The 25,631-nt window shown below is 69.8% G+C and carries 26 protein-coding genes, 3 tRNA genes and 1 pseudogene; 20 read left to right on the forward strand and 10 right to left on the reverse strand.

Going from position 1 to position 25,631, the window contains the following annotated elements:
- Positions 1–79: 79 nt before the first annotated feature.
- From ACIP4Z_RS18125 to ACIP4Z_RS18140, 4 genes are all read right to left on the reverse strand, one after another.
- Complete coding sequence (locus tag ACIP4Z_RS18125) at positions 80–289, reverse strand: DUF6257 family protein (RefSeq protein ID WP_401309164.1); 210 nt, start codon at positions 287–289, stop codon at positions 80–82.
- Positions 290–643: 354 nt separating this feature from the next.
- Positions 644–955 (reverse strand): hypothetical protein, encoded by a 312-nt coding sequence (locus ACIP4Z_RS18130; RefSeq protein ID WP_401309167.1) that lies wholly within the window; start codon positions 953–955, stop codon positions 644–646.
- A 45-nt stretch (positions 956–1,000) separates the two neighbouring features.
- Positions 1,001–1,903, reverse strand: coding sequence for a protein spdB (locus ACIP4Z_RS18135; protein WP_391042836.1), 903 nt, complete (start codon positions 1,901–1,903; stop codon positions 1,001–1,003).
- Positions 1,900–2,187, reverse strand: coding sequence for a hypothetical protein (locus ACIP4Z_RS18140; protein ID WP_391042837.1), 288 nt, complete (start codon positions 2,185–2,187; stop codon positions 1,900–1,902). The genes ACIP4Z_RS18135 and ACIP4Z_RS18140 overlap by 4 nt, the downstream gene beginning before the upstream one ends.
- Before the next feature lie 92 nt (positions 2,188–2,279).
- Here ACIP4Z_RS18140 and ACIP4Z_RS18145 point away from each other — a divergent pair.
- Positions 2,280–2,381 (forward strand): annotated as a pseudogene (locus ACIP4Z_RS18145) (hypothetical protein); the annotation flags it as partial.
- Here the strand turns inward: ACIP4Z_RS18145 and ACIP4Z_RS18150 are convergent.
- Together ACIP4Z_RS18150 and ACIP4Z_RS18155 are read right to left on the reverse strand one after the other, a co-directional pair.
- Positions 2,339–2,788, reverse strand: a complete 450-nt coding sequence (locus tag ACIP4Z_RS18150; protein WP_401309170.1) for a protein kilB — start codon at positions 2,786–2,788, stop codon at positions 2,339–2,341. The pseudogene ACIP4Z_RS18145 and the gene ACIP4Z_RS18150 overlap by 43 nt on opposite strands.
- A gap of 35 nt (positions 2,789–2,823) precedes the next feature.
- Positions 2,824–3,279: a transcriptional regulator gene (locus tag ACIP4Z_RS18155; protein WP_401309173.1), complete on the reverse strand. Its 456-nt coding sequence runs from the start codon at positions 3,277–3,279 to the stop codon at positions 2,824–2,826.
- A gap of 672 nt (positions 3,280–3,951) precedes the next feature.
- Here ACIP4Z_RS18155 and ACIP4Z_RS18160 point away from each other — a divergent pair.
- The 3 genes from ACIP4Z_RS18160 (at position 3,952) to ACIP4Z_RS18170 (ending at position 5,822) form a co-directional block, all read left to right on the forward strand.
- Complete coding sequence (locus ACIP4Z_RS18160; protein ID WP_401309175.1) at positions 3,952–4,704, forward strand: GntR family transcriptional regulator; 753 nt, start codon at positions 3,952–3,954, stop codon at positions 4,702–4,704.
- Positions 4,701–5,210 (forward strand): GNAT family N-acetyltransferase, encoded by a 510-nt coding sequence (locus ACIP4Z_RS18165; RefSeq protein WP_401309178.1) that lies wholly within the window; start codon positions 4,701–4,703, stop codon positions 5,208–5,210. Before ACIP4Z_RS18160 ends, ACIP4Z_RS18165 begins: the two co-directional genes overlap by 4 nt.
- Before the next feature lie 351 nt (positions 5,211–5,561).
- The gene (locus ACIP4Z_RS18170; RefSeq protein ID WP_401309181.1) at positions 5,562–5,822 is read left to right on the forward strand and encodes a GntR family transcriptional regulator; all 261 of its coding nucleotides are present in this window, start codon (positions 5,562–5,564) and stop codon (positions 5,820–5,822) included.
- 203 nt (positions 5,823–6,025) lie between these two features.
- Here the strand turns inward: ACIP4Z_RS18170 and ACIP4Z_RS18175 are convergent, their stop codons facing one another.
- Both ACIP4Z_RS18175 and ACIP4Z_RS18180 read right to left on the reverse strand, forming a co-directional pair.
- Positions 6,026–6,685, reverse strand: a complete 660-nt coding sequence (locus tag ACIP4Z_RS18175; RefSeq protein WP_401309184.1) for an NAD(P)H-binding protein — start codon at positions 6,683–6,685, stop codon at positions 6,026–6,028.
- Between the two features lie 10 nt (positions 6,686–6,695).
- The gene (locus ACIP4Z_RS18180; protein WP_355340286.1) at positions 6,696–7,973 is read right to left on the reverse strand and encodes an amidohydrolase family protein; all 1,278 of its coding nucleotides are present in this window, start codon (positions 7,971–7,973) and stop codon (positions 6,696–6,698) included.
- A 523-nt stretch (positions 7,974–8,496) separates the two neighbouring features.
- Between ACIP4Z_RS18180 and ACIP4Z_RS18185 the strand changes: the two genes are divergently transcribed.
- From ACIP4Z_RS18185 to ACIP4Z_RS18220, 8 genes are all read left to right on the forward strand, one after another.
- Positions 8,497–8,569, forward strand: a tRNA-Thr gene (locus tag ACIP4Z_RS18185).
- 45 nt (positions 8,570–8,614) lie between these two features.
- Positions 8,615–8,687: transfer RNA gene (locus ACIP4Z_RS18190), tRNA-Met, on the forward strand.
- Positions 8,688–8,773: 86 nt separating this feature from the next.
- Complete coding sequence (rpmG, locus tag ACIP4Z_RS18195; protein ID WP_004571794.1) at positions 8,774–8,938, forward strand: 50S ribosomal protein L33; 165 nt, start codon at positions 8,774–8,776, stop codon at positions 8,936–8,938.
- A 201-nt stretch (positions 8,939–9,139) separates the two neighbouring features.
- Positions 9,140–9,652: a MaoC family dehydratase N-terminal domain-containing protein gene (locus ACIP4Z_RS18200; RefSeq protein ID WP_391163447.1), complete on the forward strand. Its 513-nt coding sequence runs from the start codon at positions 9,140–9,142 to the stop codon at positions 9,650–9,652.
- Entirely contained in the window at positions 9,649–10,077 is a 429-nt protein-coding gene (locus tag ACIP4Z_RS18205) for a MaoC family dehydratase (protein WP_355340280.1), read from the forward strand. The genes ACIP4Z_RS18200 and ACIP4Z_RS18205 overlap by 4 nt, the downstream gene beginning before the upstream one ends.
- A gap of 110 nt (positions 10,078–10,187) precedes the next feature.
- A complete protein-coding gene (locus ACIP4Z_RS18210) occupies positions 10,188–10,745 on the forward strand; it encodes a helix-turn-helix domain-containing protein (protein ID WP_355340277.1) in 558 nt (185 codons plus the stop codon).
- A gap of 116 nt (positions 10,746–10,861) precedes the next feature.
- The gene (locus ACIP4Z_RS18215; RefSeq protein ID WP_401309189.1) at positions 10,862–12,307 is read left to right on the forward strand and encodes an MFS transporter; all 1,446 of its coding nucleotides are present in this window, start codon (positions 10,862–10,864) and stop codon (positions 12,305–12,307) included.
- 975 nt (positions 12,308–13,282) lie between these two features.
- Positions 13,283–14,338 (forward strand): UDP-N-acetylmuramate dehydrogenase, encoded by a 1,056-nt coding sequence (locus ACIP4Z_RS18220; protein ID WP_391050447.1) that lies wholly within the window; start codon positions 13,283–13,285, stop codon positions 14,336–14,338.
- 30 nt (positions 14,339–14,368) lie between these two features.
- Here ACIP4Z_RS18220 and ACIP4Z_RS18225 read toward each other — a convergent pair whose 3' ends face one another.
- Both ACIP4Z_RS18225 and ACIP4Z_RS18230 read right to left on the reverse strand, forming a co-directional pair.
- Complete coding sequence (locus ACIP4Z_RS18225) at positions 14,369–15,490, reverse strand: adenosine deaminase (RefSeq protein ID WP_401309192.1); 1,122 nt, start codon at positions 15,488–15,490, stop codon at positions 14,369–14,371.
- Positions 15,491–15,590: 100 nt separating this feature from the next.
- Positions 15,591–16,829: a pyridoxal phosphate-dependent aminotransferase gene (locus ACIP4Z_RS18230; protein WP_355340268.1), complete on the reverse strand. Its 1,239-nt coding sequence runs from the start codon at positions 16,827–16,829 to the stop codon at positions 15,591–15,593.
- A gap of 344 nt (positions 16,830–17,173) precedes the next feature.
- On the opposite strand from ACIP4Z_RS18230, the gene ACIP4Z_RS18235 reads away from it, so the two are divergent.
- From ACIP4Z_RS18235 to rpoB, 8 genes are all read left to right on the forward strand, one after another.
- Positions 17,174–17,246: transfer RNA gene (locus ACIP4Z_RS18235), tRNA-Trp, on the forward strand.
- Between the two features lie 106 nt (positions 17,247–17,352).
- A complete protein-coding gene (secE, locus tag ACIP4Z_RS18240; RefSeq protein WP_391050448.1) occupies positions 17,353–17,631 on the forward strand; it encodes a preprotein translocase subunit SecE in 279 nt (92 codons plus the stop codon).
- A 74-nt stretch (positions 17,632–17,705) separates the two neighbouring features.
- Entirely contained in the window at positions 17,706–18,629 is a 924-nt protein-coding gene (nusG, locus tag ACIP4Z_RS18245; RefSeq protein WP_391163443.1) for a transcription termination/antitermination protein NusG, read from the forward strand.
- 160 nt (positions 18,630–18,789) lie between these two features.
- Positions 18,790–19,224, forward strand: a complete 435-nt coding sequence (gene rplK / locus ACIP4Z_RS18250; protein WP_355340262.1) for a 50S ribosomal protein L11 — start codon at positions 18,790–18,792, stop codon at positions 19,222–19,224.
- Positions 19,225–19,325: 101 nt separating this feature from the next.
- The gene (gene rplA, locus ACIP4Z_RS18255; protein ID WP_355340259.1) at positions 19,326–20,051 is read left to right on the forward strand and encodes a 50S ribosomal protein L1; all 726 of its coding nucleotides are present in this window, start codon (positions 19,326–19,328) and stop codon (positions 20,049–20,051) included.
- Positions 20,052–20,404: 353 nt separating this feature from the next.
- Positions 20,405–20,971, forward strand: coding sequence for a 50S ribosomal protein L10 (gene rplJ / locus ACIP4Z_RS18260; RefSeq protein ID WP_355340256.1), 567 nt, complete (start codon positions 20,405–20,407; stop codon positions 20,969–20,971).
- An 84-nt stretch (positions 20,972–21,055) separates the two neighbouring features.
- Positions 21,056–21,439: a 50S ribosomal protein L7/L12 gene (rplL, locus tag ACIP4Z_RS18265; protein ID WP_355340253.1), complete on the forward strand. Its 384-nt coding sequence runs from the start codon at positions 21,056–21,058 to the stop codon at positions 21,437–21,439.
- 584 nt (positions 21,440–22,023) lie between these two features.
- Positions 22,024–25,509 carry a DNA-directed RNA polymerase subunit beta gene (gene rpoB / locus ACIP4Z_RS18270; RefSeq protein ID WP_355340250.1) on the forward strand — a complete coding sequence of 1,162 codons (3,486 nt, stop codon included), beginning with the start codon at positions 22,024–22,026 and terminating at the stop codon, positions 25,507–25,509.
- The last annotated feature ends 122 nt before the right edge of the window (positions 25,510–25,631 follow it).

Genomic DNA, 25,631 nt, shown 5'->3' on the forward strand with positions numbered 1-25,631 from the left:
TCCTCCGTTTCTGCACGGGAGCGGTAGGGGCCCGGACCGGCCGGTGTCTTGGCGGATGTGCGGCCGGTCCGGGGCGGAGCTACTTGGGCCTGCGCGCGGTGGTCTTCCACTCTTCGCGTTCCTCGCGCCTGCGCGCGCCCTTGAGGATGCTGTCGATTCCCGCCTGCAAGTCGGACTGGTCTACTTCCTCACCGGCAAGGCCGCGCTTGGTCATGCGGGCGACCAGCCATGCGATTCTGGCGGCTTCCGCGCCGGTCAGCGGGGGGTCGTCGGGGTGGGTGCGGATCATGGTTGCCCCTATTCGGAGTGACGGATTCTCCTGATGGAACGTCAGTTTGGTGCGCCTGTATGCACGCCTGTACTCTCCGCGATCAAGAGAGTCGATCATGGATGCAAGGGCGTGGCTGAGTGATAGGCATGAAGACGGCGGCGGTCAGTCTGGCCGCGGCGGCGGTGGTTCTCGGACCGGTTGGCGCAGCGAGCGCGATATGTATCCCCTCTGGGGTGAAACCGGCTGCTCCGGCGGCCATCATGGCCGTGGCGCCCGCACTGTCGGCGCATGCGCCGGTCACGGGCCCTGCGGTCGCGGTGAAGGCGGTGTGCATGCCCATGGAGGCCACCGACCCCGCCGCGCCGCGGCGGGCTACCGCCGCCTGATGTCGCGGTAGATGCCGTAGACGACCAGGGCCACGAGCGCGATGCACGCGGAGGCAATCGCGAGAGCGACCGCGGCGAACGCGACGGTAATCATGAGCATGGAGCCGCCCGCGGCGATGGCGAGCCACTTGCCCGCGGTGCCGGTCTGCTGCACCGCGACGGGGGCCGGGGGCGGAACGGGCTGCTGCTGGGACCGGACGGTCTGAGCGGTCTGGATCGCGGCGAGGATCATCGCGAACTGCTCGCCCTGGCGGGCGGCCTCGACCGCGTCGGCGGTGGCTTTCGGCAGGTCGGACATGGGAGAGATACCTCCGGGCTGATGGCGTGCGGACAGGGGCCGGTGTCAGCCGGTGACGGACTCGGTGGTGCAGCGTTTCCATGCCGCGCGCAGCCGCATCTCCGCGGCGGTGTGTCCGGCGGCGCGGAACCGGGCGGCGGCCTCGCGGTAGGACGGCGGCGGGGTCTGGCCAGCCAGCAGGTCGGCCACGATCCGGTCGAGGTCGGCGTCACTCAGGGAGGGTGCGTCCAGGGCCGGGACCGGCTCGACCGGGCCCCATACCGGCAGGTCCCAGCGGGCCGTGTCGGCTGCCGTGACACGGCCGGTCACGCTGGCCAGCGCGGCGGCGGCGCTCTCGTCGGCGCGCGCCTTCTCCAGCACCGCCCACGCCTCAGACAGTGCGGCGGCGGTGGTGGCCTGGACACGGGCGACGCGGGACCCGGCGTGCGTCACGGCCAGCAGCCGGGTCTCCTCGGTGGTGGCGTCCGCGTGCAGCCGGGCCCGCGCGACCGCGGCGGCGTCGCGGGCTTCCTGCTGGATACCGCGGATCGCGGTGAGCGCGACGGGAGTGAGCGCGGTGCGCTCCCACAGCCCGTGCACCAGCCACAGGGCCTTGGCCGCAAGGGGCAGCCACGCGACGGCCAGCCACGCGCCCGCGGAGGTCTCCGCGAGCAGCGCGTGAGCGACCAGGACGGCGGTCGCGACGGCGCCGAAGCACCAGCCGACCGCGGTCACGCCGCGGGAGTGGTCGCCCTGCGCGGCAAGCCGCCGCTCGTATGCCAAGGTGGCAAGCCAGCCGCCGTCCAGGCCGAGGCCGACGACCAGCGCGACCGGCGAGGGCATCGCCGTGCCCAGCCACATCACGACCACGGCCAACGTCAGGACCATCGACACGGCCGTCATCACGACAGCGGGCAGCACGGTCAGCAACCGGCGCCATCGGGCGACGGCCGCGGTGCGGGCGCTCATGCCGCCACCGCCCCACGGGCCGCGCTCCGGCGCGCCGGGCGGGCCGGGGTCAGGCGCAGGAGCTCCGGCATGGTGCGGCCGATCACCTCGGACGCGAGCGCGGTCGTGCGGTCGAACAGGGCGGGGTCGTCGGCGAGGATGTCCCGCGCCGCGGCCTCTCGCGCGGCCCGCTCGTCGGGCGTCTCGCCGTCCTCGCCGAGCCACAGGTCAAGCGGCGTACCGAGGGCGAGTTCGAGGAAATCGTCAGTGGTCAGGGCCCGGTGGGGGCCGATGTAGTCATGCACGGGAAGTCTCCAAGGGGAGTTGAGGGCCGGGACCGGCCGGTGACTTGGCGGATGTGCGGCCGGTCCCAGAAACCGAGTGGGTGGTGGTGCGAGTGCCCCCGGCCCGATTCGATCGGGCAGCATCACGCCGGGTCGGGGGCGAAGGCCACGGTCAGACCAGCGCAGTGGCTTCGGCGACCAGCCGGTCAGCGGCGCTGATAGCGGCAGTCCGGCGGGCTTCGAGGGTGGCCGGGTCAGGCGACTTGCGCAGCGCATAAGCGGCGCTCACGGCCTGGTCAGCAGCCTGAGCCAAAGACGGCGCGAGGATGACGACCTGAGTCAGCGGCGCGGTGATCGCAGACCGCGTGACATGGCTCTCGGCACGTGCCGCCGCGTAGGCGGCGGGGGTGTCACCGGCCATCCGCAGGTCCTCGCGAACCCACATCGCACGGCGGTGGTCAGCCAGCGCCGACACCAACGCGGTAACGGCGGCAAGCCGTTCGCTGCGCCGGGCTTCGGTCCGGTGTTCGGCCCGCTCGACCCGGCCAGACCGCTGTTGCAAGGCATACGCGCTCACCGACCCCAGCAGGGTTCCGAGCACGGCAATCACGCTGCTCCACATGGGATGTCTCCAAGGTCCGGGAAGGGGCAGGTCGGTCAGACGAGGGCGATCAGCAGTGCGCCGACCAGCAGGAACAGGTGATGGGCCGACTGGTCGAGCACGTAGGCGCCGGTGCCGAGCGACGGGTTGTCGTCATGGCCGGGCCGCGGCGCGCCCATGCGGTAGAAGCCGCCGGACCCGACGAGGTCCGCCAGCCACGCCAGCGTCGAACGCCGGTCGGCCCACCAGTGCGTGACTGCGTCCACGCCCAGACCGGCCACCAGACCCCACACCGACAGGTGCAGACCCAGCAGCAGACCCACAGGAACCAGGACGACCAATTTCGTCAGCGTCAGCGTCGCCACGTGCCGGGTGTCGGCTAACCGGCCGACCCATCCGGGACGGCCCTTGGCCGCCGACTGCGCGGAGGTCTGCACCCAGTGATCACCCACACTGTGGGCGACGTACAGGGAGGCGAAGACCGCGGCGAACGTACCGGCCGCGGCACTCACTTCCCGCCCCCGTTCTCGCTGCGCCGGTTGGCCTCGCCGACCTTGCGCGACAAGTCCTCGTGTTCCTTGTCGTTCAGGAAGATGATGGTGACCACAGGTTCCTCCTTGGGGTTCCTGTACAGCGGCGTCCGGGGGGCCACCCGGACGCCGCACTCGTTTTGGCTGGTCGGTTCGAGCAGCCACGGACCAGCGCCGCCGCAAGACGGCGACGCCGGACCGTGCGCGCTCGACACGCACCCGTGACGCCAGCCGCTATCCGGCCGTCTCGGCATCACGCGATGACGCGGAGGGCCCGCCCGTCCGGCTGGTCAAAGCCGGACGGGGCCCTTGGTACTTCGCTGGAACATGTGCACCTCGCAGTACGACGAACAGTGCTTGACGTGCTTGTTGTCTCCTTCAGGACTGCGGCTCCCGTACGAGGTAGAGCCGCCATGGCCTGTTTCAGGCAGAGACGTGACCTTTCGGTCTCGTGCCCTCCGGCTGACAAGGCGCCGGGAACCTCCCCCCGACCAACGCGGGGCCCCTGTAGCCATTGTCCGTACAATGGCTACAGTCAGGATGTTGGCAGTCGAGTGCGGGGGTGTCAAGCCCATTGGCCACATTGACTGGACAATGGCGACAACCTGCGGCTTTGATGGAGGCGTGACCGTGAATCGACTTGGGCGAAGCCCCATGTACCACCAGATTGCGGATGCTCTCCGCGCGCAGATCGACGCGGGCGAGCTGGAACCGGGAGCCAAACTTCCGACCGAGGCAGAGCTTCGGGCGGACTATGGCGTATCGCGAGAGACCGTTCGCAAGGCGGTCGCGATCCTGGTCAATGAGGGATTGGTGGTGTCGGCACGACCGCAAGGGCACTTCGTACGGCGGCGCCAGCCGATGGTGTTCCGGCCGCAAGCGGAGTTCCGGGAGCGTCCGTACACACCGGAGATGGACGCGTTCGTGACGGAGTACTCCGCTGAGGGGCGGGAGCCGCGACAGGAAATCGAGGTAGCCATCGTTGAGCCGCCCGCCGACGTGGCCAAGCGGCTCCAACTCGCCCCTGGGGAGCTGGTCGCGGTACGCAAGCGGGTTCGCTACCTCGACGGGGAACCGTTCAACACGAACGACAGCTACTTTCCGCTGAGCATCGTCAGGGACTCGGAGATCATGCGACCGGAAGGCATCAGCCGGGGCGCCAACGAGGTACTCGCCGAGTTGGGGTACCGGCAGGTACGCGCCCTTGACGAGCTGTACGTGCGGATGCCAATTCCCGATGAGGTCCACCGCTTGGACCTCGGGCCCGGTACGCCGGTCGGCGTCCACATCACGACCGGACACACCGTAGACGGGCAGCCGGTACGCGTGGCGGTCACGATCCTGCCGGGAGACCGTCACGTGATCTCGTACGAGCGGCGGCGCGAGGCAATGGACGGGAAGGCGTGACGGACTTGCACATTCGTGCCGCCCGGCTGGACGAGCTCGGGCAGGTGGAAGACCTCTTGCGGGAGGCTTCCGCCTGGCTTGCAGCGCGCGGGATCGACCAATGGCAGTTCCCGCCGCACCGTGACCGCATCACCCGCGCCTTGGAGAACGGGGACGTGTTTCTCGCGGTTGTGGGCGAAAGACCCATCGCCACGTTGCAGCTAGACGCCCACGCCGATCCGGAGTTCTGGACCGCAGAGGACAGGCCGGACGATGCGCTGTATGTCCACCGTATGGCGGTCACCCGAGGTTCAGCGGGCGCGGGAGTCGGAGGCGCGCTGCTGAACTGGGCCGCTGTGCGGGCCGCGACGGCGGGCAAGAGCTGGCTACGGCTCGACGCATGGAAGGACAACCACGGTTTGCACCGCTACTACGAAGCGGAAGGCTTCACGCTGGTCCGCGTTGTCGACCTACCGCATCGCGGCTCGGGGGCCCTGTTCCAACGACCGGTTGATCGGTGTCCCTAGTCGCGAACTTTGCGGTAGGCGCGCCAGAGTGCGGCTGCAACGCCGCACTGGAACGTGGACTGCGGGCACTCCTCGCAGTCGCGTGCATGGTCGAGGTAGGCGCGGTAGGCAGTCTGCGCCTTGCCCTCGAATGCGATGCCGGACACAACTGCTAGAGACTTTGGGCCATCGCCCGTATCCAACCATCGACCCTCGGTACGCTCGCTCACGTCGACCTCTCGCAGTCGGCCAATGCCCCCGGACCGGCTGCACGGTTGCGGGGGCTCTCTGTCCTCCAAATGACCGTACTACCCCCTGCTACCCCCGTGGGTAGCTATGCCTGGACATGGCTACCTGCCTAGCTTGCGGATCATGACCATCGACCGCGAGGGACCGGTACCGCCCTACCGGCAGATTGCCGACGATCTACGGAGCCGCATTGACGACGGAGCAATTCCGCCGGGCAGGCGAATCCCGAGCATGGTCGAGATGGAGCAGCAATACGGCGTAGCGCGCGACACACTGCGCAAGGCAGTCCAGGTGCTCAAAGATGAGGGACTGGTCGAGACCGTGAACGGCATGGGCATCTACGTCGTCGGCCCAGGGCCCGAGGCTGATGATCAGAGTTCTTGATCATCCCCCCTGTGTCCCCCGCCGGGGGAGAGCTGAGGGAAACTTCCTGGTCGGATGGGGTGAAACCGGCGCACTGTAAATCCGTCGGCTATGCCTACCGTGGTTCGAATCCACGTGCCGCCACATCATGAGAACGGCCCTCCGGCCTGCTGAAGAGCAGGGCGGGGGGCCGTTTTGGTGTGTGTGCGGGGGAGGGGGAGGGGTTAGGGGAGGGCGGCGGTGCGGAGGGCTTCGGGGATGGTGTCGGTGCCGGAGACGAGTTCGAGGGTGAGGCCGGCGGTCGAGGGGGTCAGCAGGAGGCCGGCCAGGACGGCGGCGACGTCGTCGCGGGGGATGGAGCCGCGGCCGGTGGAGGGGGCGAGGCGGACGCGGCCGGTGCCCGGGTCGTTGGTCAGGGCGCCGGGGCGCACGATCGTCCAGTCCAGGTCCGTACGCGCGCGGATGTCGTCGTCGGCCGCGCCCTTGGCGCGCAGGTACTCGGTGAAGACGGGGTCACCCCCGCTCGCCCGGGCGTCGGCGCCCATCGAGGAGACCACCAGATAGCGCCGTACGCCCGCCTGTTCGGCCGCGTCGGCGAAGAGCACGGCCGCCGCGTGGTCGACGGTGTGCTTGCGGGCGGCCCCGCTGCCCGCACCCGCGCCCGCCGCGAAGACGGCCGCCTCGGCGCCCTCCAGGACGGCGGCCACCTCCGCGACCGTCGCCGATTCGAGGTCCAGGACGACCGGCTCGGCGCCCGCCGCCCGCAAGTCGTCGGCCTGGGCCGGGTTACGGATCAGCCCGACCACACTGTCACCGCGCTCGGCGAGCAACCGCTCAAGCCGCAACGCGATCTGTCCATGTCCACCAGCGATCACCATGCGCATGGACGTGACGCTACGCCTCGCGGTGCGACTGACGCGGGAGGTCGAGCGCGGCCTCGCTGGCCGAGTCGCAGTATTCGCGCACCGCGCTCGTCCGCGAGACCACCCGGCCCCGGTGGATGACGATCCGGCTGTACGCCAGGGAGAGCACCGCCTCGACACCCTCCCCGCGCACCGCCAGCAGCTCGGCCGGGAAACCGGCCTCGACCCGTACCTCCGGCAGCCCGAGCACGGCCCGCGCCCGGCCGCTGACCGCCGCGTACGCCTGCGCCGCGCCGCACTCGCCGTAGGAGGCGAGCAGGAAGGCGGCCTCCAGCGGATCGCCGCGGCCGACCGGATTGGCCAGGTCGCCCAGCGCCCCGCTGCCCGCCGTGACCCGGACGCCCGCCGCGCGCAGCCGGCGGACCGGGGTGTGCGGACCGCCGCCGCGGCGTACGGAGTCCAGCGCGCCGCAGCCGCCCTGGGGGAGCGCGGTGACCGAGATTCCGGCGGCGGCCAGCCGCTGCGCGGCGGAGTCGATCGCCTCGGGCGGCAGCGCGCCGAGACCGTGGCACGGGCCGAGGGTGACGCCCGGCCGCAGACCGCCCGCCATCGCGGCGAGCCGGGCCAGCCGGGCCGGGTCGTCGGCGGCGGTGTGCAGGTCGACCGGGAGCCCGAACTCGGCGGCGAGCGAGAAGACGGCCTCGGCGTACCCGCTCGGGTCCGGGTCCAGATCGGGGCAGCCGCCGACCACCGCGGCGCCCATCTTCAGCGCGTCGCGCAGCATCGCGAGCCCGTCCGCGCCCGCCGCGCCGGTCAGCAGCCGCGGTACGGCGACGGTGTGCAGGTCGACGAGCCCGCGCAGCGCCCGCCGCGCCTGGAGCACGGCTTCGAGCGCCTGCAACCCCTGGACGTCGCCGATCCGCACATGGCTGCGCAAAGCGGTGGCGCCGTGGCCGAGTTGGAGCAGCGCGGCCTCGGTGGCGCGCCGCTGCACATCGGCGGGGTCGTCGGACGGCGGCCCCGCGGCGCCCGCGGTCAGCGCCAGGTCGAGGTGGGCGTGCGGCTCGGCGGGCGCGGGCAGCAGCAGATATCCGCGCAGGTCGATACGGGTGCCGTCGGCCGGACGGCGCGACCCGTCGGCGGTACGGCCCGCGGCGGGCGCGAGGCTGCCGGCGGTGCCCACGGCCTCGATCCGGGGGCCGCTGAGCCGTACGTCCACGGTCCGGCCGTCGGTCAGCCGGGCGCCGCACAGCAGCAGGGTGGCGGTTTCTGCGGCGGTGCGGGCACTGTCGCGAGGGCTGTCGGTCATCGCGCTCCTCCGGTGCGTGCAGGGCGGGCGGCGGGAGGCAAGATCACGCAAAGCCGAGCTTAGGGGTCAGCACGGCACACACCTGACAGGAGGGCATTAGTCGTACCGGTGGGGGTCGTGAGACGGGGCACACGGTACGGCCGGCGCCGCGCGGGGGAGCGGACGCGCTCGCGTTCCGGGGCGCCCGGAACTCGTACGCGCCGGGGCGCGGTTCGCGGGTGCGGGCGGACGCGGTGCCGCGCGGAGAGCGAGCGCGGGTACGGCTCCTGGCAGGCGCGGCCCAGGCGGTCGCGGCGGCGCGGGCGGACCCTCGTGGCGGCGGCGCGAACAGGCCCTCCTGCCCGGCGGTCGCGGCGGCGCGAACAGGCCCCCGTACGGGGCCCGTCGGCCACCCGGCGCGCGGCGGCCGGGAGGTGATCACGTCCTGATCAGGGGGTGGGCGTGACGCCCCGCGACGCCCGATGTGCCCTGCCCGATACGGATTTCACGTATCGCGGCGGACCGTGTAATGTCTTCCTCGCTCGCCCCAATAGCTCAGTCGGTAGAGCGTCTCCATGGTAAGGAGAAGGTCTACGGTTCGATTCCGTATTGGGGCTCAGATGGATCGGTTCCCCGCCGCCAGGCGGGGACCAGTTCGTCAAAGCGGCGTAGCTCAGTCGGTAGAGCAAGCGGCTCATAATCGCTGTGTCACCGGTTCAAGTCCGGTCGCCGCTACTCACCGTAGCCGATTGTGGGATCGGTCCCTCAGTCGGCTACTATTCTCATGTTCAAATCACCCCCGTTCGTCAAGGAGCACTCACGTGGCCGCCACAGACGTCCGCCCGAAGATCACGCTGGCCTGCGTGGAGTGCAAGGAGCGGAACTACATCACCAAGAAGAACCGGCGCAACGACCCGGACCGTCTTGAGATGAAGAAGCACTGCCCGCGTTGCAACGCGCACACCGCGCACCGCGAAACGCGCTGACTCCAGGCCGTAGCAGTACCGCGAGGCCGTCCCCGTCACCGGGGGCGGCCTCGACGTATTGCCCGGTGGGAGCCGTACGGATCAGCTGAACCGTTACGCCACCGCTAGCGACCCCCCGCGCCCGTACGACTTCCGTACGTATGTCGTACGCTGCCCCCGATCCCGCCCGCTTCCCGCCCGCTTCCCGCACCGGAGGTGCCGATGGCTCTGGACCAGTCCTTCGTGGGGCGGAGCTATCCGCCCACCGCCGCCTATGAGGTGGGCCGGGAGAAGATCCGCGAATTCGCCGAGGCGGTCGGGGACACCAACCCGGCGTATATGGACGCGGACGCGGCCAAGGCGCTCGGGCACCGCGATGTGATCGCCCCGCCGACCTTCGCCTTCTCGATCACCTTCAAGGCCGCCGGCCAGGTCGTCCAGGACCCGGAGCTGGGCCTCGACTACAGCCGGGTCGTGCACGGCGACCAGAAGTTCGCGTACACGCGCCCGGTCATGGCCGGTGACCGGCTCTCGGTCACCTCCACCATCGAGGCGATCAAGTCCCTGGCGGGCAACGACATCATCGACATCCGCGGCGAGGTCCACGACGAGTCCGGCGAGCACGTGGTGACCGCCTGGACGAAGCTGGTCGCCCGCGCGGCGGAGGACGACCCGCGCAGCGGCAGCGGGAACGGCTCGGGGAACGCTTCGGCGAACGCGGAGGGCGCGGCATGACGGCGACGATCGGTTACGCGGACGTCGAGGTCGGCACCGAACTGCCCGCGCGGACCTTCCCTGTGAGCCGCGCCACGCTCGTGCAGTACGCGGGCGCCTCCGGCGACTTCAACCCGATCCACTGGAACGAGAAGTTCGCCCGCGAGGTCGGCCTGCCCGACGTCATCGCGCACGGCATGTTCACCATGGCCTCGGCGATCCGGGTCGTCACGGACTGGGCCGGCGACCCGGGGGCGGTCGTCGAGTACGGCGTACGGTTCACCAAGCCCGTCGTCGTGCCCAACGACGAGCAGGGCGCGCTCATCGAGGTGACCGCGAAGGTCGCCGCCAAACTGGATGACCAGCGGGTGCGGGTCGACCTCACCGCGACGTCCGCGGGCCAGAAGGTGCTGGGCATGTCCCGCGCCGTGGTCCGGCTCGCCTGAGACGTAGAAGCGCAGGTAAGGGGTGCCCATCCAGGTGGGTGCCCCTTACGTTTGCCCGTGTCTCCCGTACTGCGGTTGACAGGTTAGTTATGGACCACTAACTTACTCGTATGGTCAGGATGAGCGCAGAGGAGAGGCGCGAGAGCGTCATCCGCGCGGCGATGAGCGAATTCGCCCGCGGCGGCTACAACGGCACGTCCACCGAGACGATCGCCCGCCGGGTGGGCGTCTCGCAGCCGTATCTCTTCCGCCTCTTCCCGAACAAGGAGGCCATGTTCCTGGCGGCGGCCACCTACTGCCTGGAATCGACACGCCAGGTCTTCGCCGATGTGGCCGAGGACGAGACGGACCACGAGGGCAAGCTCAAGGCGATGGGGAACGCGTATCAGACGCTGATCTCCGACGACCCCGAGCGGCTGCTGATGCAGATGCAGATGTATGTCGCGGTCGCCGCCGCCGAGGCGTCCGGGGACCACGAATTCGGCCGTTCCATCCGTGAGGGGTGGGAGGCGCTGTGGGAGACCCTGCATCTGGAGCTGGGCGCGGATGTCGAGCAGACCACGCAGTTCCTCGCCTACGGAATGTTGATCAACACCCTGGTGTCGCTGGGCTTCCCGGCCGACCACCGCATCTGGGAAGGGCTGTACGAGACGGCCCGTCCCGAGTGAGGCGCCGCGCCTTTCGGGGCGCGGAGTCATCGGTTTTTTCTGTCCGCTGAAGTTAGTCATCCATAACTAACCGTACGGCTCGAAGCCGTCGCAGTACGCACTCCACAGGGGGAGTCATGACCCAGCAAGCAGCAGAAGGCCGCAGGCCAGGCACCGCCGCCTGGGCTCTGATCATCACCAGCGTCGCCGGATTCATGGCGGCCCTCGACAATCTCGTGGTCACCACCGCGCTGCCGTCCATCCGCAAGGACCTCGGCGGGGCGCTGTCCGACCTCGAATGGACGGTCAACGCCTACACGCTCACCTTCGCCGTCCTGCTGATGTTCGGCGCGGCGCTGGGCGACCGCTTCGGCCGCCGCAAGCTCTTCCTCACCGGCCTCACGATCTTCACCGGCGCCTCCGCCGCGGCGGCCCTCGCGCCCACCATCTCCATGCTCATCGCCTTCCGCGCGCTCCAGGGCGTCGGCGCCGCGATCATGATGCCGCTCACGCTGACGCTGCTCACCGCGGCGGTGCCTGCCGAGCGGCGAGGCGCCGCGTTCGGGATCTGGGGCGCCGTCAACGGCCTCGCCGTCGCCAGCGGGCCGCTCATCGGCGGCAGCCTGACCGAACACATCTCCTGGCAGTGGATCTTCTGGCTGAACGTTCCGCTCGGCATCGCCCTCATCCCGCTGGCCCGGCTGCGCCTCAACGAGTCCACCGCGCCCGGCGCCCGGCTCGACCCGCGCGGCACCGCGCTCATCAGCCTCGGGCTGTTCGGCGTCGTCTACGCGCTGGTCAACGCCACGACCAAGGGGTGGACCAGCGGGCCGGTGCTCGGCGGCCTCATCGGCGGCGCGGCGCTCGTCGCGGCCTTCATCCGGCACGGGGCGACCTCGCCGAACGCCATGCTGCCGATGCGGCTGTTCCGCAGCCGCGGGTTCTCGGCCATCAACGCGGCCAGCATGCTGATGTTCACCGGGATGTTCGGGTCGATCTTCCTGCTCAGCCAGTTCCTGCAGAACGTCGTCAGCTACTCGCCGACCGAGGCCGGGCTGCGCATGCTGCCGTGGACCGGTATGCCGATGATCGTCGCGCCGATCGCCGGGATTGTCTCCGACCGGATCGGGGGGCGGCCGGTGGTCGCGGCCGGGCTGGCCCTTCAGGCGATCGGGCTCGGGTGGTTCGCGACGATCATCTCGCCGGACGTCTCGTATCTGGCGCAGCTTCCCGCGCTGATCATCAGCGGGGCCGGGATGGCGCTGTTCGTGGCGCCGGCCACGGCGTTGGTGATGGGGAGTGTGCGGGGGGCGGAGCAGGGGATCGCCTCGGGGGCCAACAACGCGCTGCGTGAGGTGGGGGGAGCGCTGGGGATCGCGGTGCTGGGCTCGATCTTTTCCGCGCAGGGCGGGTACGGGTCGGCTGACGCCTTTGTCGACGGGTTGACGCCTGCGCTGTGGGTTGGTGCCGCCGTGCTCGGTGTCGCCACGGTCGCGGCCCTCCTCCTTCCCCGCCGTCCCTCTCCCACCTCCCTCGACTCCACCCCGTCCTCCTCCCCCCGCGACCTCCAGCCCACCGCCTAGCCCTTTCCTGGCCGTCCTGGCCGCCATAGCTGTTCCTGGCCCTCTTGACCCCCGTGCCCGGCTTTTGGGTGCGGGGGTCAGCCCTTTCTTCCACCGCCCTGTCCTTGGTGTCGGTCCCGGGCCGGGGCACCTCCTCGAGCTGCGTGCTGCCTGCTCCTTTCCCATTCGTCCACGCCCTGTCGGCACGCAAATCTGCGGGGGCACCCCGCCCCGTCCCCTCCGGCCCGCCTGCGAGTGACGGTTCGTGGTGGGTGGGGGGAGGGGGTGGGGGCGGTTCGCCGTGGGTGGGGGGCTAGCGGTGCGGTTCGCCGTGGGGTGGGCGGAGGGGGGTGGGTGGGTTCCGGGCCCTCCGGCCCGTCTGCGGGTGACGGTTCGCCGTGGGGTGGGGGCTGCGAGGGGGGCGGTTCGCCGTGGGGTGGGCGGAGGGGGGTGGGTGGGTTTCCGCTCCTCCGGCACGGCTGCGAGTGACGGTTCGCCGTGGGCGAGGGGTGCGGGGTGGGGGGCGGTTCGCCGTGGGGTGGGCGTCGGGGGCGGTGGCAGAGGCTCGTTCGGTACGGGTGCGGGTGGCGTGGTGGGTGAGTGGGGGCCTTTGGTTGGCTGGCGGGGGGGGCTCGGGGCCTTCACTTCTGGGGGCGGTCCTTTCGGAATGGCCGGGGGGGAGTTGCGCGGGGCGGTACGCCGCGAAGGCTCCCTCCCTCCTCAGCTACAGCGGACAGGCGGGCGCCGACGGACCGGAGGGGACGGTGCGGGGTGCCCCCGCAGGGGGACGAACGGGCAAGGGCTGGACGTCATCGAAGTGCGGGCACGTTCGTCGCCCGAGGAGGTGCCCCGGGCCGGGACCGACCAGGCACAGGCGGCACCCGCAGACGAAAAAGCACCCGCACGGGTGGGCGGGTGGGCAAAGACGCCCCCCACGCAAGCGGGCCGGGAAAAGAAGGGAGGCGGCGGGCCCCCTAGGGTGAGGGGGTGGACGTAATGGAGAAGGCGCCGCTGGCCCCGTTGACAACCTTCCGCGTAGGCGGCCCCGCGCACCGCCTGATCACGGCGGCCTCGGACGCCGACGTCATCGCCGCCGTCGCCGCGGCGGACACCACCGGCGACCCCCTGCTGATCGTCGGCGGCGGCAGCAACCTCGTCGTCGGCGACCGCGGCTTCGAGGGAACGGCGCTACGGATCGCCACCCGCGGCGTGACCCTCGACGGCACCTCGCTTGAGGTCGCCGCGGGCGAGACCTGGAGCGACGTCGTGGCGCGGACCGTCGCCGCCGGCCTGGCCGGAATCGAGTGCCTGGCGGGCATCCCCGGCTCGGCGGGGGCGACGCCGATCCAGAACGTCGGCGCCTACGGCCAAGAGGTGTCGACGACGATCACCGAGGTCGTCGCGTACGACCGCCGGACCCGCGAGACGGTGACGCTGGCGAACGACGCGTGCGCCTTCTCGTACCGCCACAGCCGCTTCAAGGCGGAGCCGCACCGCTACGTCGTGCTGCGCGTCCGCTTCGGACTGGAGGACGCGGGCGGGCTCTCCGCCCCGGTGAAGTACGCGGAGACGGCCCGCGCCCTGGGCGTGGAACCCGGCGACCGGGTGCCCCTGGAAAAGGCGCGGGAGACGGTGCTGGCGCTGCGCGCGGGCAAGGGCATGGTGCTGGACGAGGCCGACCACGACACCTGGTCTGCGGGCTCCTTCTTCACCAACCCGATCCTGACCGCCCCGGAGCACGCCGCGTTCCTGGAGCGGGCGAAGGAGCGGCTCGGCCAGGACACGGCGCCGCCGTCGTACCCGGCGGGCGAGGCCGGTCAGGGCCTCACGAAGCTCTCGGCGGCCTGGCTGATCGACAAGGCGGGGTTCACCAAGGGGTACGGCAGCGGCCCGGCGCGGATCTCCACCAAGCACACGCTGGCGCTGACCAACCGCGGCGGCGCGACCGCCGAGGACCTGCTGGCGCTGGCCCGCGAGGTACGCGACGGCGTCCACGCGGCGTTCGGCGTGACGCTGGTCAACGAGCCGGTCCTGGTGGGCGTCAGCCTGTAGACCCGACGACCCTCCCGGCAGAGCCCGGCGTCAGCCTGTAGACCCGACGACCCTCTCGGCGGAGCCCACCGCACCCTCGGCGGAGCCCACCGCCCCCTCGGGAGAGCCCACCCCCTCACGAGAGCCCCCGGCCCCCTCCGGTGTCGCCTCCCACTCGGCGATCCCCGCCAGCAGCCGCCGGCGTACGTCCTCCGGCGCGCGGGAGCCCCGTACGGACTGCCGGGCCAGCTCGGCCAGTTCGGCGTCGGTGAAGTCGTGCGAGGCGCGGGCGATCTCGTACTGGGCGGCGAGCCGGGAGCCGAAGAGCAGCGGGTCGTCGGCGCCGAGCGCCATCGGCACGCCCGCCTCGTACAGGGTGCGCAGCGGTACGTCCTCGGCCTTCTCGTACACGCCGAGCGCGACGTTGGAGGCCGGGCAGACCTCGCAGGTGATGCCCTTCTCGGCGAGGCGGCGCAGCAGCCGAGGGTCCTCGGCGGCGCGGACCCCGTGCCCGATACGGCCCGCGTACAGGTCGTCGACGCAGTCGCGGACGCTGGAGGGCCCCGCCAGCTCCCCGCCGTGCGGGGCCGCGAGCAGGCCGCCGTCGCGGGCGATGGCGAAGGCGCGGTCGAAGTCCCGTGCCAGACCGCGCCGTTCGTCGTTGGAGAGCCCGAAGCCGACCACGCCGCGGTCGGCGTACCGGACGGCGAGCCGGGCCAGCGTACGGGCGTCCAGCGGGTGCTTCATGCGGTTGGCGGCGACGACCACGGCCATGCCGATCCCGGTGTCCCGCGAGGCGGTGTGCACGGCGTCCAGCACGATCTCCATCGTGGGGATCAGCCCGCCGAGCCGCGGCGCGTACGAGGTCGGGTCGACCTGGATCTCCAGCCAGCCGGAGCCGTCCGCCGCGTCCTCCTCGGCGGCCTCGCGGACCAGCCGCTGGATGTCCTCCGGGGTGCGCAGGCAGGAGCGGGCGATGTCGTACAGCCGCTGGAAGCGGAACCAGCCGCGCTCGTCGGTGGCCCGGAGTTTGGGGGGTTCGCCCGAGGTCAGCGCCTCGGGGAGGTGCACGCCGTGCCGGTCGGCCAGTTCCAGGAGCGTGCCGGGGCGCATGGAGCCGGTGAAGTGCAGATGCAGATGTGCCTTGGGGAGCTGACGGACCTCGCGTGCCATTCCAAGATCCTGCTATACGACAGCCCCCGTCCGGTACCACTTTCTCCGAACGGGGGCTTGCCCGAATGCAAAAACGGATCGCCGCAGCGTCCGAAGGGGCTCAGTCCTTCGCCTCGCCCAGCAGCTTCTGGAGCCGCGAGACGCCCTCTTCCAGGTCCTCGTCGCCGAGCGCGTACGAAAGCCGCAGGTAGCCCGGGGTGCCGAAGGCCTCACCAGGCACGACCGCGACCTCGGCCTCGTCCAGGATCAGCGCGGCCAGCTCGACGGAGTCGGCCGGGCGCTTGCCGCGGATCTCCTTGCCGAGCAGCGCCTTCACCGACGGGTAGACGTAGAACGCGCCCTCGGGCGTCGGGCAGACGACGCCGTCGATCTCGTTGAGCATCCGCACGATGGTGCGGCGGCGGCGGTCGAAGGCGGTCCGCATCTCGGCGACCGCGTCCAGGTTCCCCGAGACGGCGGCCAGCGCGGCGACCTGCGCGACGTTGGAGACGTTCGAGGTGGCGTGCGACTGGAGGTTCGTCGCGGCCTTGACCACGTCCTTCGGGCCGATGATCCACCCGACCCGCCAGCCGGTCATGGCGTACGTCTTCGCCACGCCGTTGACCACGATGCACTTGTCGCGCAGCTCGGGCACGGCCGTCGGCAGCGAGGTGAACGTCGCGTCGCCGTACACCAGGTGCTCGTAGATCTCGTCGGTCAGCACCCACAGGCCGTGCTCGACGGCCCAGCGGCCGATCGCCTCGGTGTCGGCGGCGCTGTACACGGCGCCGGTGGGGTTGGACGGCGAGACGAACAGCACGACCTTGGTGCGCTCGGTGCGGGCCGCTTCGAGCTGCTCGACCGAGACCCGGTAACCGGTGGTCTCGTCCGCGACGACCTCGACCGGCACGCCGCCCGCGAGCCGGATCGACTCGGGGTAGGTGGTCCAGTACGGGGCGGGCACGATGACCTCGTCACCCGGGTCGAGGATCGCGGCGAACGCCTCGTAGATGGCCTGCTTGCCGCCGTTGGTGACCAGCACCTGCGACGGCTCGACCTCGTAGCCGGAGTCGCGGAGCGTCTTGGCGGCGATGGCCGTCTTCAGCTCGGGCAGACCGCCGGCCGGGGTGTAGCGGTGGTACTTCGGGTTGCGGCACGCCTCCACCGCGGCTTCGACGATGTAGCCGGGCGTCGGGAAATCGGGCTCTCCCGCGCCGAATCCGATGACCGGGCGCCCGGCGGCCTTGAGGGCCTTGGCCTTGGCGTCGACGGCCAGCGTCGCGGACTCGGAGATCGACCCGACGCGGGCCGACACCCGACGGTCGGTGGGAGACTGTACGGGGGGAGTAGCTGCGCTCATGACTGCATGGTCCCAGACGCGGGGGAGGCCCGGCACCCAGGTTTGCGGACCTGTCCGGACTGTGAACACACCCGGTGCGCGCCGGGGGTCCGCGGCCCCGTCGGCACCCGACCGGCACCTGACCAGCGCCTCGCCGGAATCTCGCCGGCACCCCGCCGGAACCTCCTCGGCACCCCACCGGCACCCCGTCGACACCGCGTCAAAACGTCAACGGAACGCGGCCGGAACCTGATCGGACGCAAGGCGTTCGACGGAGGGCCGCGAAACACGTACACTCATCCGTCGATGGCCTTCCCACCGGCACCGCGGTTCCGCAATGCTGCGGTACGTTGGGGGAGTCGCAAAGGGTCGTAGCTCAATTGGTAGAGCACTGGTCTCCAAAACCAGCGGTTGTGGGTTCGAGTCCCTCCGACCCTGCTCCACACGTCACCCGACGGACGTGGGCAGGTAAAGCACTCGCCGTACCGCGCGACGGGCGCGACACGGCCACGACCCGGAGTCAGGTGAGGACGTAGTGACTGAGATCACGGACTCCATCGAGGCCCCTGAGCCTGACACGTCCGAGGACGACGAGAGTCGGAAGCCCCGCCGCGGCGGCAAGCGCGGCAAGAAGGGCCCCCTCGGTCGGCTGGCGCTCTTCTACCGCCAGATCGTCGCGGAACTCCGCAAGGTCGTCTGGCCGAGCCGCAACGACCTGATCACCTACACCACAGTGGTGATTGTCTTCGTTGTCGTCGTCATCGGTCTCGTCAGCGTGGTTGACTGGGGATTCTCGAAGCTCGTTTCGTACGTCTTCGGCTGATCCCGCGGTGGGCGCCGGTCCACGGGCGCCTGTCCGCATGTTCCACCCCTTGAAGTCAGGAAGAAGCAGTCACCGTGTCTGACCCGAACGTGTACGACGCCGACGAAACCGTTGAGGGCGACGACACCGCGCTCGACATCGTCGAGGCCGCCGACGGCGAGATCGACCAGGCCGAGGCTGCCGACCTGAACGCCGGCGAAGCCGCCGAGCAGGCCGCCGTCCACGAGGACGAGGACGAGGAAGCCGCCGAGGCCGCCACGGACGAGGCGGACGACGACGAGGCGGACGACGAGTCCGACGAGGACGTGGCGGCCGCCGCTGAGGACGAAGCGGCTGAGGACGAAGCGGACGAGGACGACGGCGAGGCCGCCGTGTCCGAGCCGGTCGTGGACGCGGTCGCCGCCTTCCGCGAGGAGCTTCGCACCCTGCCCGGCGAGTGGTACGTGATCCACACCTACGCCGGTTACGAGAACCGCGTGAAGTCCAACCTGGAGCAGCGCGCCGTCTCGCTCAACGTCGAGGACTACATCTACCAGGCCGAAGTGCCCCAGGAAGAAGTCGTCCAGATCAAGAACGGCGACCGCAAGACCATTCGGCAGAACAAGCTCCCCGGCTACGTGCTGGTGCGCATGGACCTGACGAACGAGTCGTGGGGCGTCGTCCGCAACACCCCCGGTGTCACCGGCTTCGTCGGCAACGCGTACGACCCGTACCCGCTGACCCTCGACGAGATCGTGAAGATGCTCGCCCCGGAGGTGGAGGCCGCGGCCGAGGCCGCCGCCATCGCCGAGGGCACCGCCCAGCCGCGCAAGGTCGAGGTCCAGGTGCTGGACTTCGAGGTCGGCGACTCGGTCACCGTCACCGACGGCCCCTTCGCGACGCTCCAGGCGACGATCAACGAGATCAACGCCGACTCGAAGAAGGTCAAGGGCCTGGTCGAGATCTTCGGCCGCGAGACCCCGGTCGAGCTGAGCTTCGACCAGATCCAGAAGAACTGAGACTTTTCCAGCGGCCCCCGTTCGACGGATTTCCGTCGGCCGGGGGCCGCTGTGTCCCCCGGCCACCGGCCGGTTTCAGGATGCGGGCCAATACCCGCTAAAGTGGTGCGGTATGCCTGTACGCAGGCACGAACACTCTCAACAGGACCCGGAGAGAGCAATGCCTCCCAAGAAGAAGAAGATCACGGGGCTGATCAAGCTCCAGATCAACGCCGGCGCGGCCAACCCGGCGCCGCCGGTCGGCCCCGCGCTGGGCCAGCACGGCGTGAACATCATGGAGTTCTGCAAGGCCTACAACGCGGCGACCGAGTCGCAGCGCGGCATGGTGATCCCGGTGGAGATCACGGTCTACGACGACCGTTCCTTCACCTTCATCACCAAGACGCCGCCGGCGGCCAAGCTGATCCTCAAGGCCGCGGGTGTCGAGAAGGGCTCCGGCGAGCCGCACGTCAAGAAGGTCGCCAAGCTCACCCGCGACCAGGTTCGGGACATCGCCACGACGAAGCTCCCCGACCTGAACGCGAACGACCTGGACGCCGCCGAGAAGATCATCGCCGGCACCGCCCGCTCCATGGGCATCACGGTCGAGGGCTGACGCCCGAGCGACAGAGGCGAGGGCTGACGCCCCGCCGGTTCATCTGTGGCAGGGCCTGCTCGGCCCGTACCACGACTCCCCTTCACCAACAGGAGCAGTAAGTGAGCAAGCGCAGCAAGTCCCTTCGCGCTGCCGACGGCAAGATCGACGCGGAGCGCCTGTACGCCCCGCTCGAGGCCGTCCGGATCGCCAAGGACACCGCGACCACCAAGTTCGACTCGACCGTCGAGGTCGCCTTCCGCCTGGGTGTCGACCCGCGCAAGGCCGACCAGATGGTCCGTGGCACCGTGAACCTTCCGCACGGCACCGGCAAGACCGCCCGGGTCCTGGTCTTCGCGACCGGTGACCGTGCTGCGGCCGCGGAAGCCGCGGGAGCCGACATCGTCGGCTCCGACGAACTGATCGACGAGGTGTCGAAGGGCCGTCTGGACTTCGACGCCGTCGTCGCCACCCCGGACCTCATGGGCAAGGTCGGCCGTCTGGGCCGCGTGCTCGGTCCCCGTGGCCTGATGCCGAACCCGAAGACCGGTACGGTCACCCCGGACGTGGCGAAGGCTGTCACGGACATCAAGGGCGGCAAGATCGAGTTCCGCGTCGACAAGCACTCGAACCTGCACTTCATCATCGGCAAGGTCTCCTTCGACGAGACCAAGCTGGTGGAGAACTACGCGGCGGCCCTGGACGAGATCCTGCGTCTCAAGCCGTCCGCCGCCAAGGGTCGTTACATCAAGAAGGCCGCCGTGAGCACCACCATGGGCCCCGGCATCCAGGTCGACCCCAACCGCACCCGCAACCTCCTCGTCGAGGAGGACCCGGCGTCCGTCTGATGACGACGCGGGGCCACGCGTAAGGCGTGCGGCACCATCCGAAGTCCGGCCTCCGTGCACACCGCACGGGGGCCGGATTTGGTGTTGTCAGGACCCGTCCCGTACGCTTCCCGAGAAGCCAAAGACCGCTGGTCGTTGCCGTGCCCCGAAAAGGGCGTGGCGGCCGAAGGATCCGCTAGCTGCGGATGGCCCGCGCAGGTGATCGTGGATGAACTCCGGAAGAGATTTCCGCCGAGCGGAAGTCGATTCCGTCGAGTCACGCCCCGTGCGCCTGCGCCGGGGCGTTCGTTTTTGCCAAGTCCCCTCCTTCAATTCCGTGCGGTCCGCAATCACCCGGAAGGAGGCCGAGACTCATGGCGAGGCCCGATAAGGCTGCCGCGGTTGCCGAGTTGACGGATCAGTTCCGCTCCTCGAACGCCGCTGTGCTGACCGAGTACCGCGGTCTCACCGTGGCGCAGCTCAAGACGCTGCGCCGTTCGCTCGGTGAGAACGTCACGTACGCCGTGGTGAAGAACACGCTGACCAAGATCGCGGCCAACGAGGCCGGGATCAGCACGCTCGACGACCTGTTCGCGGGTCCGTCGGCCGTCGCCTTCGTCGCCGGTGACCCGGTCGAGGCGGCGAAGGGTCTGCGCGACTTCGCCAAGGACAACCCCGCTCTCGTCATCAAGGGCGGTGTCCTTGACGGCAAGGCGCTGTCCGCCGACGAGATCAAGAAGCTCGCGGACCTCGAGTCCCGCGAGGTTCTGCTCGCCAAGCTGGCGGGCGCCATGAAGGCCAAGCAGTCGCAGACTGCCGCGCTCTTCCAGGCGCTGCCCTCGAAGTTCGTCCGCACCGCGGAGGCGCTTCGTGCCAAGCAGGCCGAGCAGGCAGAGCAGGGCGGTGCCGGTACGCCGGCTCCCGCCGAGGCTGCGGAGTAACCACTCCCGCAGTCCAGCGGGCTCCGAGTACGCCCGCCGACATCGACAACCGGCACCAGCCGAATTAGTGGAAGGACCGCCATCATGGCGAAGCTCAGCCAGGCCGAGCTGCTCGAGCAGTTCGAGACCCTCACCCTCATCGAGCTCTCCGAGTTCGTGAAGGCCTTCGAGGAGAAGTTCGACGTCACCGCCGCCGCCCCCGTCGCCGCCGCCGGTGTCGCCGGTCCGGCCGCCGTCGCGGACGCCGCCCCGGAGCAGGACGAGTTCGACGTCGTCCTCACCGCCGCCGGTGACAAGAAGATCCAGGTCATCAAGGTCGTGCGTGAGCTGACCTCGCTCGGCCTGAAGGAGGCCAAGGACCTCGTGGACGGCGCCCCGAAGCCCGTCCTGGAGAAGGTCGACAAGGCTGCCGCCGACAAGGCCGCCGAGTCCCTCAAGGCCGCCGGCGCCTCGGTCGAGGTCAAGTAACACCGAGCGGCACCCAGCAGTCCCCGTACGGCCCGCACAGGGCCGGACAGCCGTAGGGCGGTCACCCATCCGGGTGGCCGCCCTACGGCGTTCCCGCGTCCTTGTGGCGGGGCGGTGCCACCGTCCGGATAAGGTGATCGTTCCCGCACGGGACCTGCTCCGGGAGCCATCCGGCAGGGGGGCCGGGCGCGGGGCTGTGAGCATCTCTGCCAGGCCAGGGCCTTGACGAACCGCACGCGGCGCGCAATTCTCAGGACGCGTCGACACTTCGATCCGGGTTGGATGCATGGATCGGGGGAGATGCGGGAATGCATGGCGCAGGCGCGGATCCGGTTCCGAGGCGGGATCCGCAGGACGGACGAGGGGGCGATGATTCGGTACTCCGAATCTCTGCTCTGGACATCAGTGTGCCGAGTGGCTACACTGACCCTTTGCGCTGCCTGTTAGCTGCTGCCTGGCCCGTCACCAGGAGCATGCCCACGTCTGAGCACTGCTGAAGAAGTCCGCCATCAGGGCTTTCTTCTTACGCTCAGGGGCGGACCGGTATGCGCGTAGTGAGTCCGAGCCCTCGGAAGGACCCCCTCTTGGCCGCCTCGCGCAACGCCTCGACCACCAATTCGAACAACGGCGCAAGCACCGCCCCGCTGCGCATCTCTTTCGCGAAGATCCGTGAACCGCTCGAAGTTCCGAACCTCCTCGCGCTCCAGACCGAGAGCTTTGACTGGCTGCTCGGCAACGCCGCGTGGAAGGCCCGTGTCGAGGCGGCCCTGGACAGTGGGCAGGACGTCCCCAGGAAGTCGGGTCTGGAGGAGATCTTCGAGGAGATCTCGCCGATCGAGGACTTCTCCGGGTCGATGTCGCTCACTTTCCGTGACCACCGATTCGAGCCTCCGAAGAACTCGCTGGACGAGTGCAAGGAGCGCGACTTCACGTACGGCGCCCCGCTCTTCGTCACCGCCGAGTTCACCAACAACGAGACCGGCGAGATCAAGTCCCAGACGGTCTTCATGGGTGACTTCCCGCTGATGACCAACAAGGGCACCTTCTGCATCAACGGCACCGAGCGTGTCGTCGTCTCGCAGCTCGTGCGCTCGCCGGGTGTCTACTTCGACAGCCAGATCGACAAGACGTCCGACAAGGACATCTTCTCCGCCAAGATCATCCCGTCCCGGGGTGCCTGGCTGGAGATGGAGATCGACAAGCGCGACATGGTCGGTGTCCGCATCGACCGCAAGCGCAAGCAGTCGGTCACCGTCCTGCTCAAGGCGCTCGGCTGGAGCACCGAGCAGATCCTGGACGAGTTCGGCGACTACGAGTCGATGCGCGCCACCCTGGAGAAGGACCACACCCAGGGCCAGGACGACGCGCTGCTCGACATCTACCGCAAGCTGCGTCCGGGCGAGCCGCCGACCAAGGAGGCCGCGCAGACCCTGCTGGAGAACCTCTACTTCAACCCCAAGCGCTACGACCTCGCGAAGGTCGGCCGCTACAAGGTGAACAAGAAGCTCGGCAGCGACGCGCCCCTGGACGCCGGTGTGCTCACCACCGACGACATCATCGCCACCATCAAGTACCTGGTGAAGCTGCACGCCGGTGAGACCGAGACCACCGGGGAGAACGGCTCCTCGATGGTCGTCGAGGTCGACGACATCGACCACTTCGGCAACCGCCGCCTGCGCAACGTGGGCGAGCTGATCCAGAACCAGGTCCGTACCGGCCTGGCCCGTATGGAGCGCGTGGTCCGCGAGCGGATGACGACCCAGGACGTCGAGGCGATCACGCCGCAGACCCTGATCAACATCCGGCCGGTCGTCGCCTCCATCAAGGAGTTCTTCGGCACCAGCCAGCTCTCCCAGTTCATGGACCAGACGAACCCGCTGTCCGGCCTGACCCACAAGCGCCGCCTGTCGGCGCTGGGCCCCGGCGGTCTGTCCCGTGAGCGGGCCGGCTTCGAGGTCCGCGACGTGCACCCGTCGCACTACGGCCGCATGTGCCCGATCGAGACCCCCGAAGGCCCGAACATCGGCCTGATCGGCTCGCTCGCCTCCTACGGCCGGGTCAACGCGTTCGGCTTCGTCGAGACCCCGTACCGCAAGGTCGTCGAGGGCGTCGTCACCGACGACGTCGACTACCTGACCGCGGACGAGGAAGACCGCTTCGTCATCGCGCAGGCCAACGCGCCGCTCACCGAGGACCTGCGGTTCGCCGAGTCCCGCGTGCTGGTCCGCCGCCGCGGCGGCGAGATCGACTACATCCCCGGCGACGACGTCGACTACATGGACGTCTCGCCGCGCCAGATGGTGTCGGTCGCGACCGCGATGATCCCGTTCCTGGAGCACGACGACGCCAACCGCGCGCTCATGGGATCGAACATGATGCGCCAGGCCGTGCCGCTGATCAAGGCGGAGGCGCCGCTGGTCGGCACCGGCATGGAGTACCGCTGCGCGGTCGACGCCGGTGACGTCATCAAGGCGGACAAGGACGGTGTGGTCCAGGAGGTCTCCGCCGACTACGTCACCATCACCAACGACGACGGCACGTACACCACGTACCGCGTCGCGAAGTTCTCCCGCTCCAACCAGGGCACGTCCTTCAACCAGAAGGTCGTCGTCAACGAGGGCGACCGGGTCGTCGTCGGCCAGGTGCTCGCCGACGGTCCCTCGACCGACGAGGGCGAGATGGCCCTCGGCAAGAACCTCCTGGTGGCGTTCATGCCCTGGGAGGGCCACAACTACGAAGACGCGATCATCCTCAGCCAGCGGCTGGTCCAGGACGACGTCCTCTCCTCGATCCACATTGAGGAGCACGAGGTCGACGCCCGTGACACCAAGCTCGGCCCGGAGGAGATCACCCGGGACATCCCCAACGTCTCCGAGGAGGTCCTCGCGGACCTCGACGAGCGCGGGATCATCCGGATCGGCGCCGACGTCGTCGCCGGCGACATCCTGGTCGGCAAGGTCACGCCCAAGGGCGAGACCGAGCTGACCCCGGAGGAGCGCCTGCTGCGCGCGATCTTCGGCGAGAAGGCCCGTGAGGTCCGTGACACCTCGCTGAAGGTGCCGCACGGCGAGACCGGCAAGGTCATCGGCGTCCGGGTCTTCGACCGCGAGGAGGGCGACGAACTGCCGCCCGGTGTCAACCAGCTCGTGCGCGTGTACGTGGCGCAGAAGCGGAAGATCACCGACGGCGACAAGCTCGCCGGCCGTCACGGCAACAAGGGCGTCATCTCGAAGATCCTGCCGGTCGAGGACATGCCGTTCACCGAGGACGGCACCCCGGTCGACATCATCCTCAACCCGCTCGGCGTCCCGTCCCGCATGAACCCGGGACAGGTGCTGGAGATCCACCTCGGCTGGCTCGCCAAGCAGGGCTGGGACGTCTCCGGTATCGGCGAGGAGTGGGCGCGTCGCCTCCAGGCGATCGACGCGGACGTCGTCGCCGCCGGCACCAACGTCGCGACCCCGGTCTTCGACGGCGCCCGCGAGGACGAGATCCGCGGTCTGTTCGAGTCCACCATCCCGAACCGCGACGGCGACCGCATGGTCCTGCCGTCCGGCAAGGCGCGGATGTTCGACGGCCGCTCCGGCGAGCCGTTCCCTGAGCCGATCTCGATCGGCTACATGTACATCCTCAAGCTGCACCACCTGGTGGACGACAAGCTGCACGCCCGCTCCACCGGTCCGTACTCGATGATCACCCAGCAGCCGCTGGGTGGTAAGGCGCAGTTCGGTGGCCAGCGATTCGGTGAGATGGAGGTGTGGGCGCTGGAGGCGTACGGCGCCGCTTACGCCCTCCAGGAGCTGCTGACCATCAAGTCCGACGACGTGCTCGGCCGCGTGAAGGTCTACGAGGCCATCGTCAAGGGCGAGAACATCCCCGAGCCGGGCATCCCCGAGTCCTTCAAGGTGCTCATCAAGGAAATGCAGTCGCTCTGCCTCAACGTGGAGGTGCTGTCCTCGGACGGCATGTCCATCGAGATGCGTGACACCGACGAGGACGTCTTCCGCGCCGCGGAAGAACTCGGTATCGACCTGTCCCGGCGGGAGCCGAGCAGCGTCGAAGAGGTCTGACGGGCCGGTCGCCCGGTCCCTCCAGGACCGGGCGGCCTCTCCCAGGACCGTTCAGACCATGTTTGACAATCGACCCCGACCGCGTTTTTTGGTCGGGTGGAACCCGAAGGCGGGATTGACGA

This window comes from Streptomyces sp. NPDC088910, from assembly GCF_044749865.1.
In the GTDB taxonomy this organism is placed as follows: domain Bacteria; phylum Actinomycetota; class Actinomycetes; order Streptomycetales; family Streptomycetaceae; genus Actinacidiphila.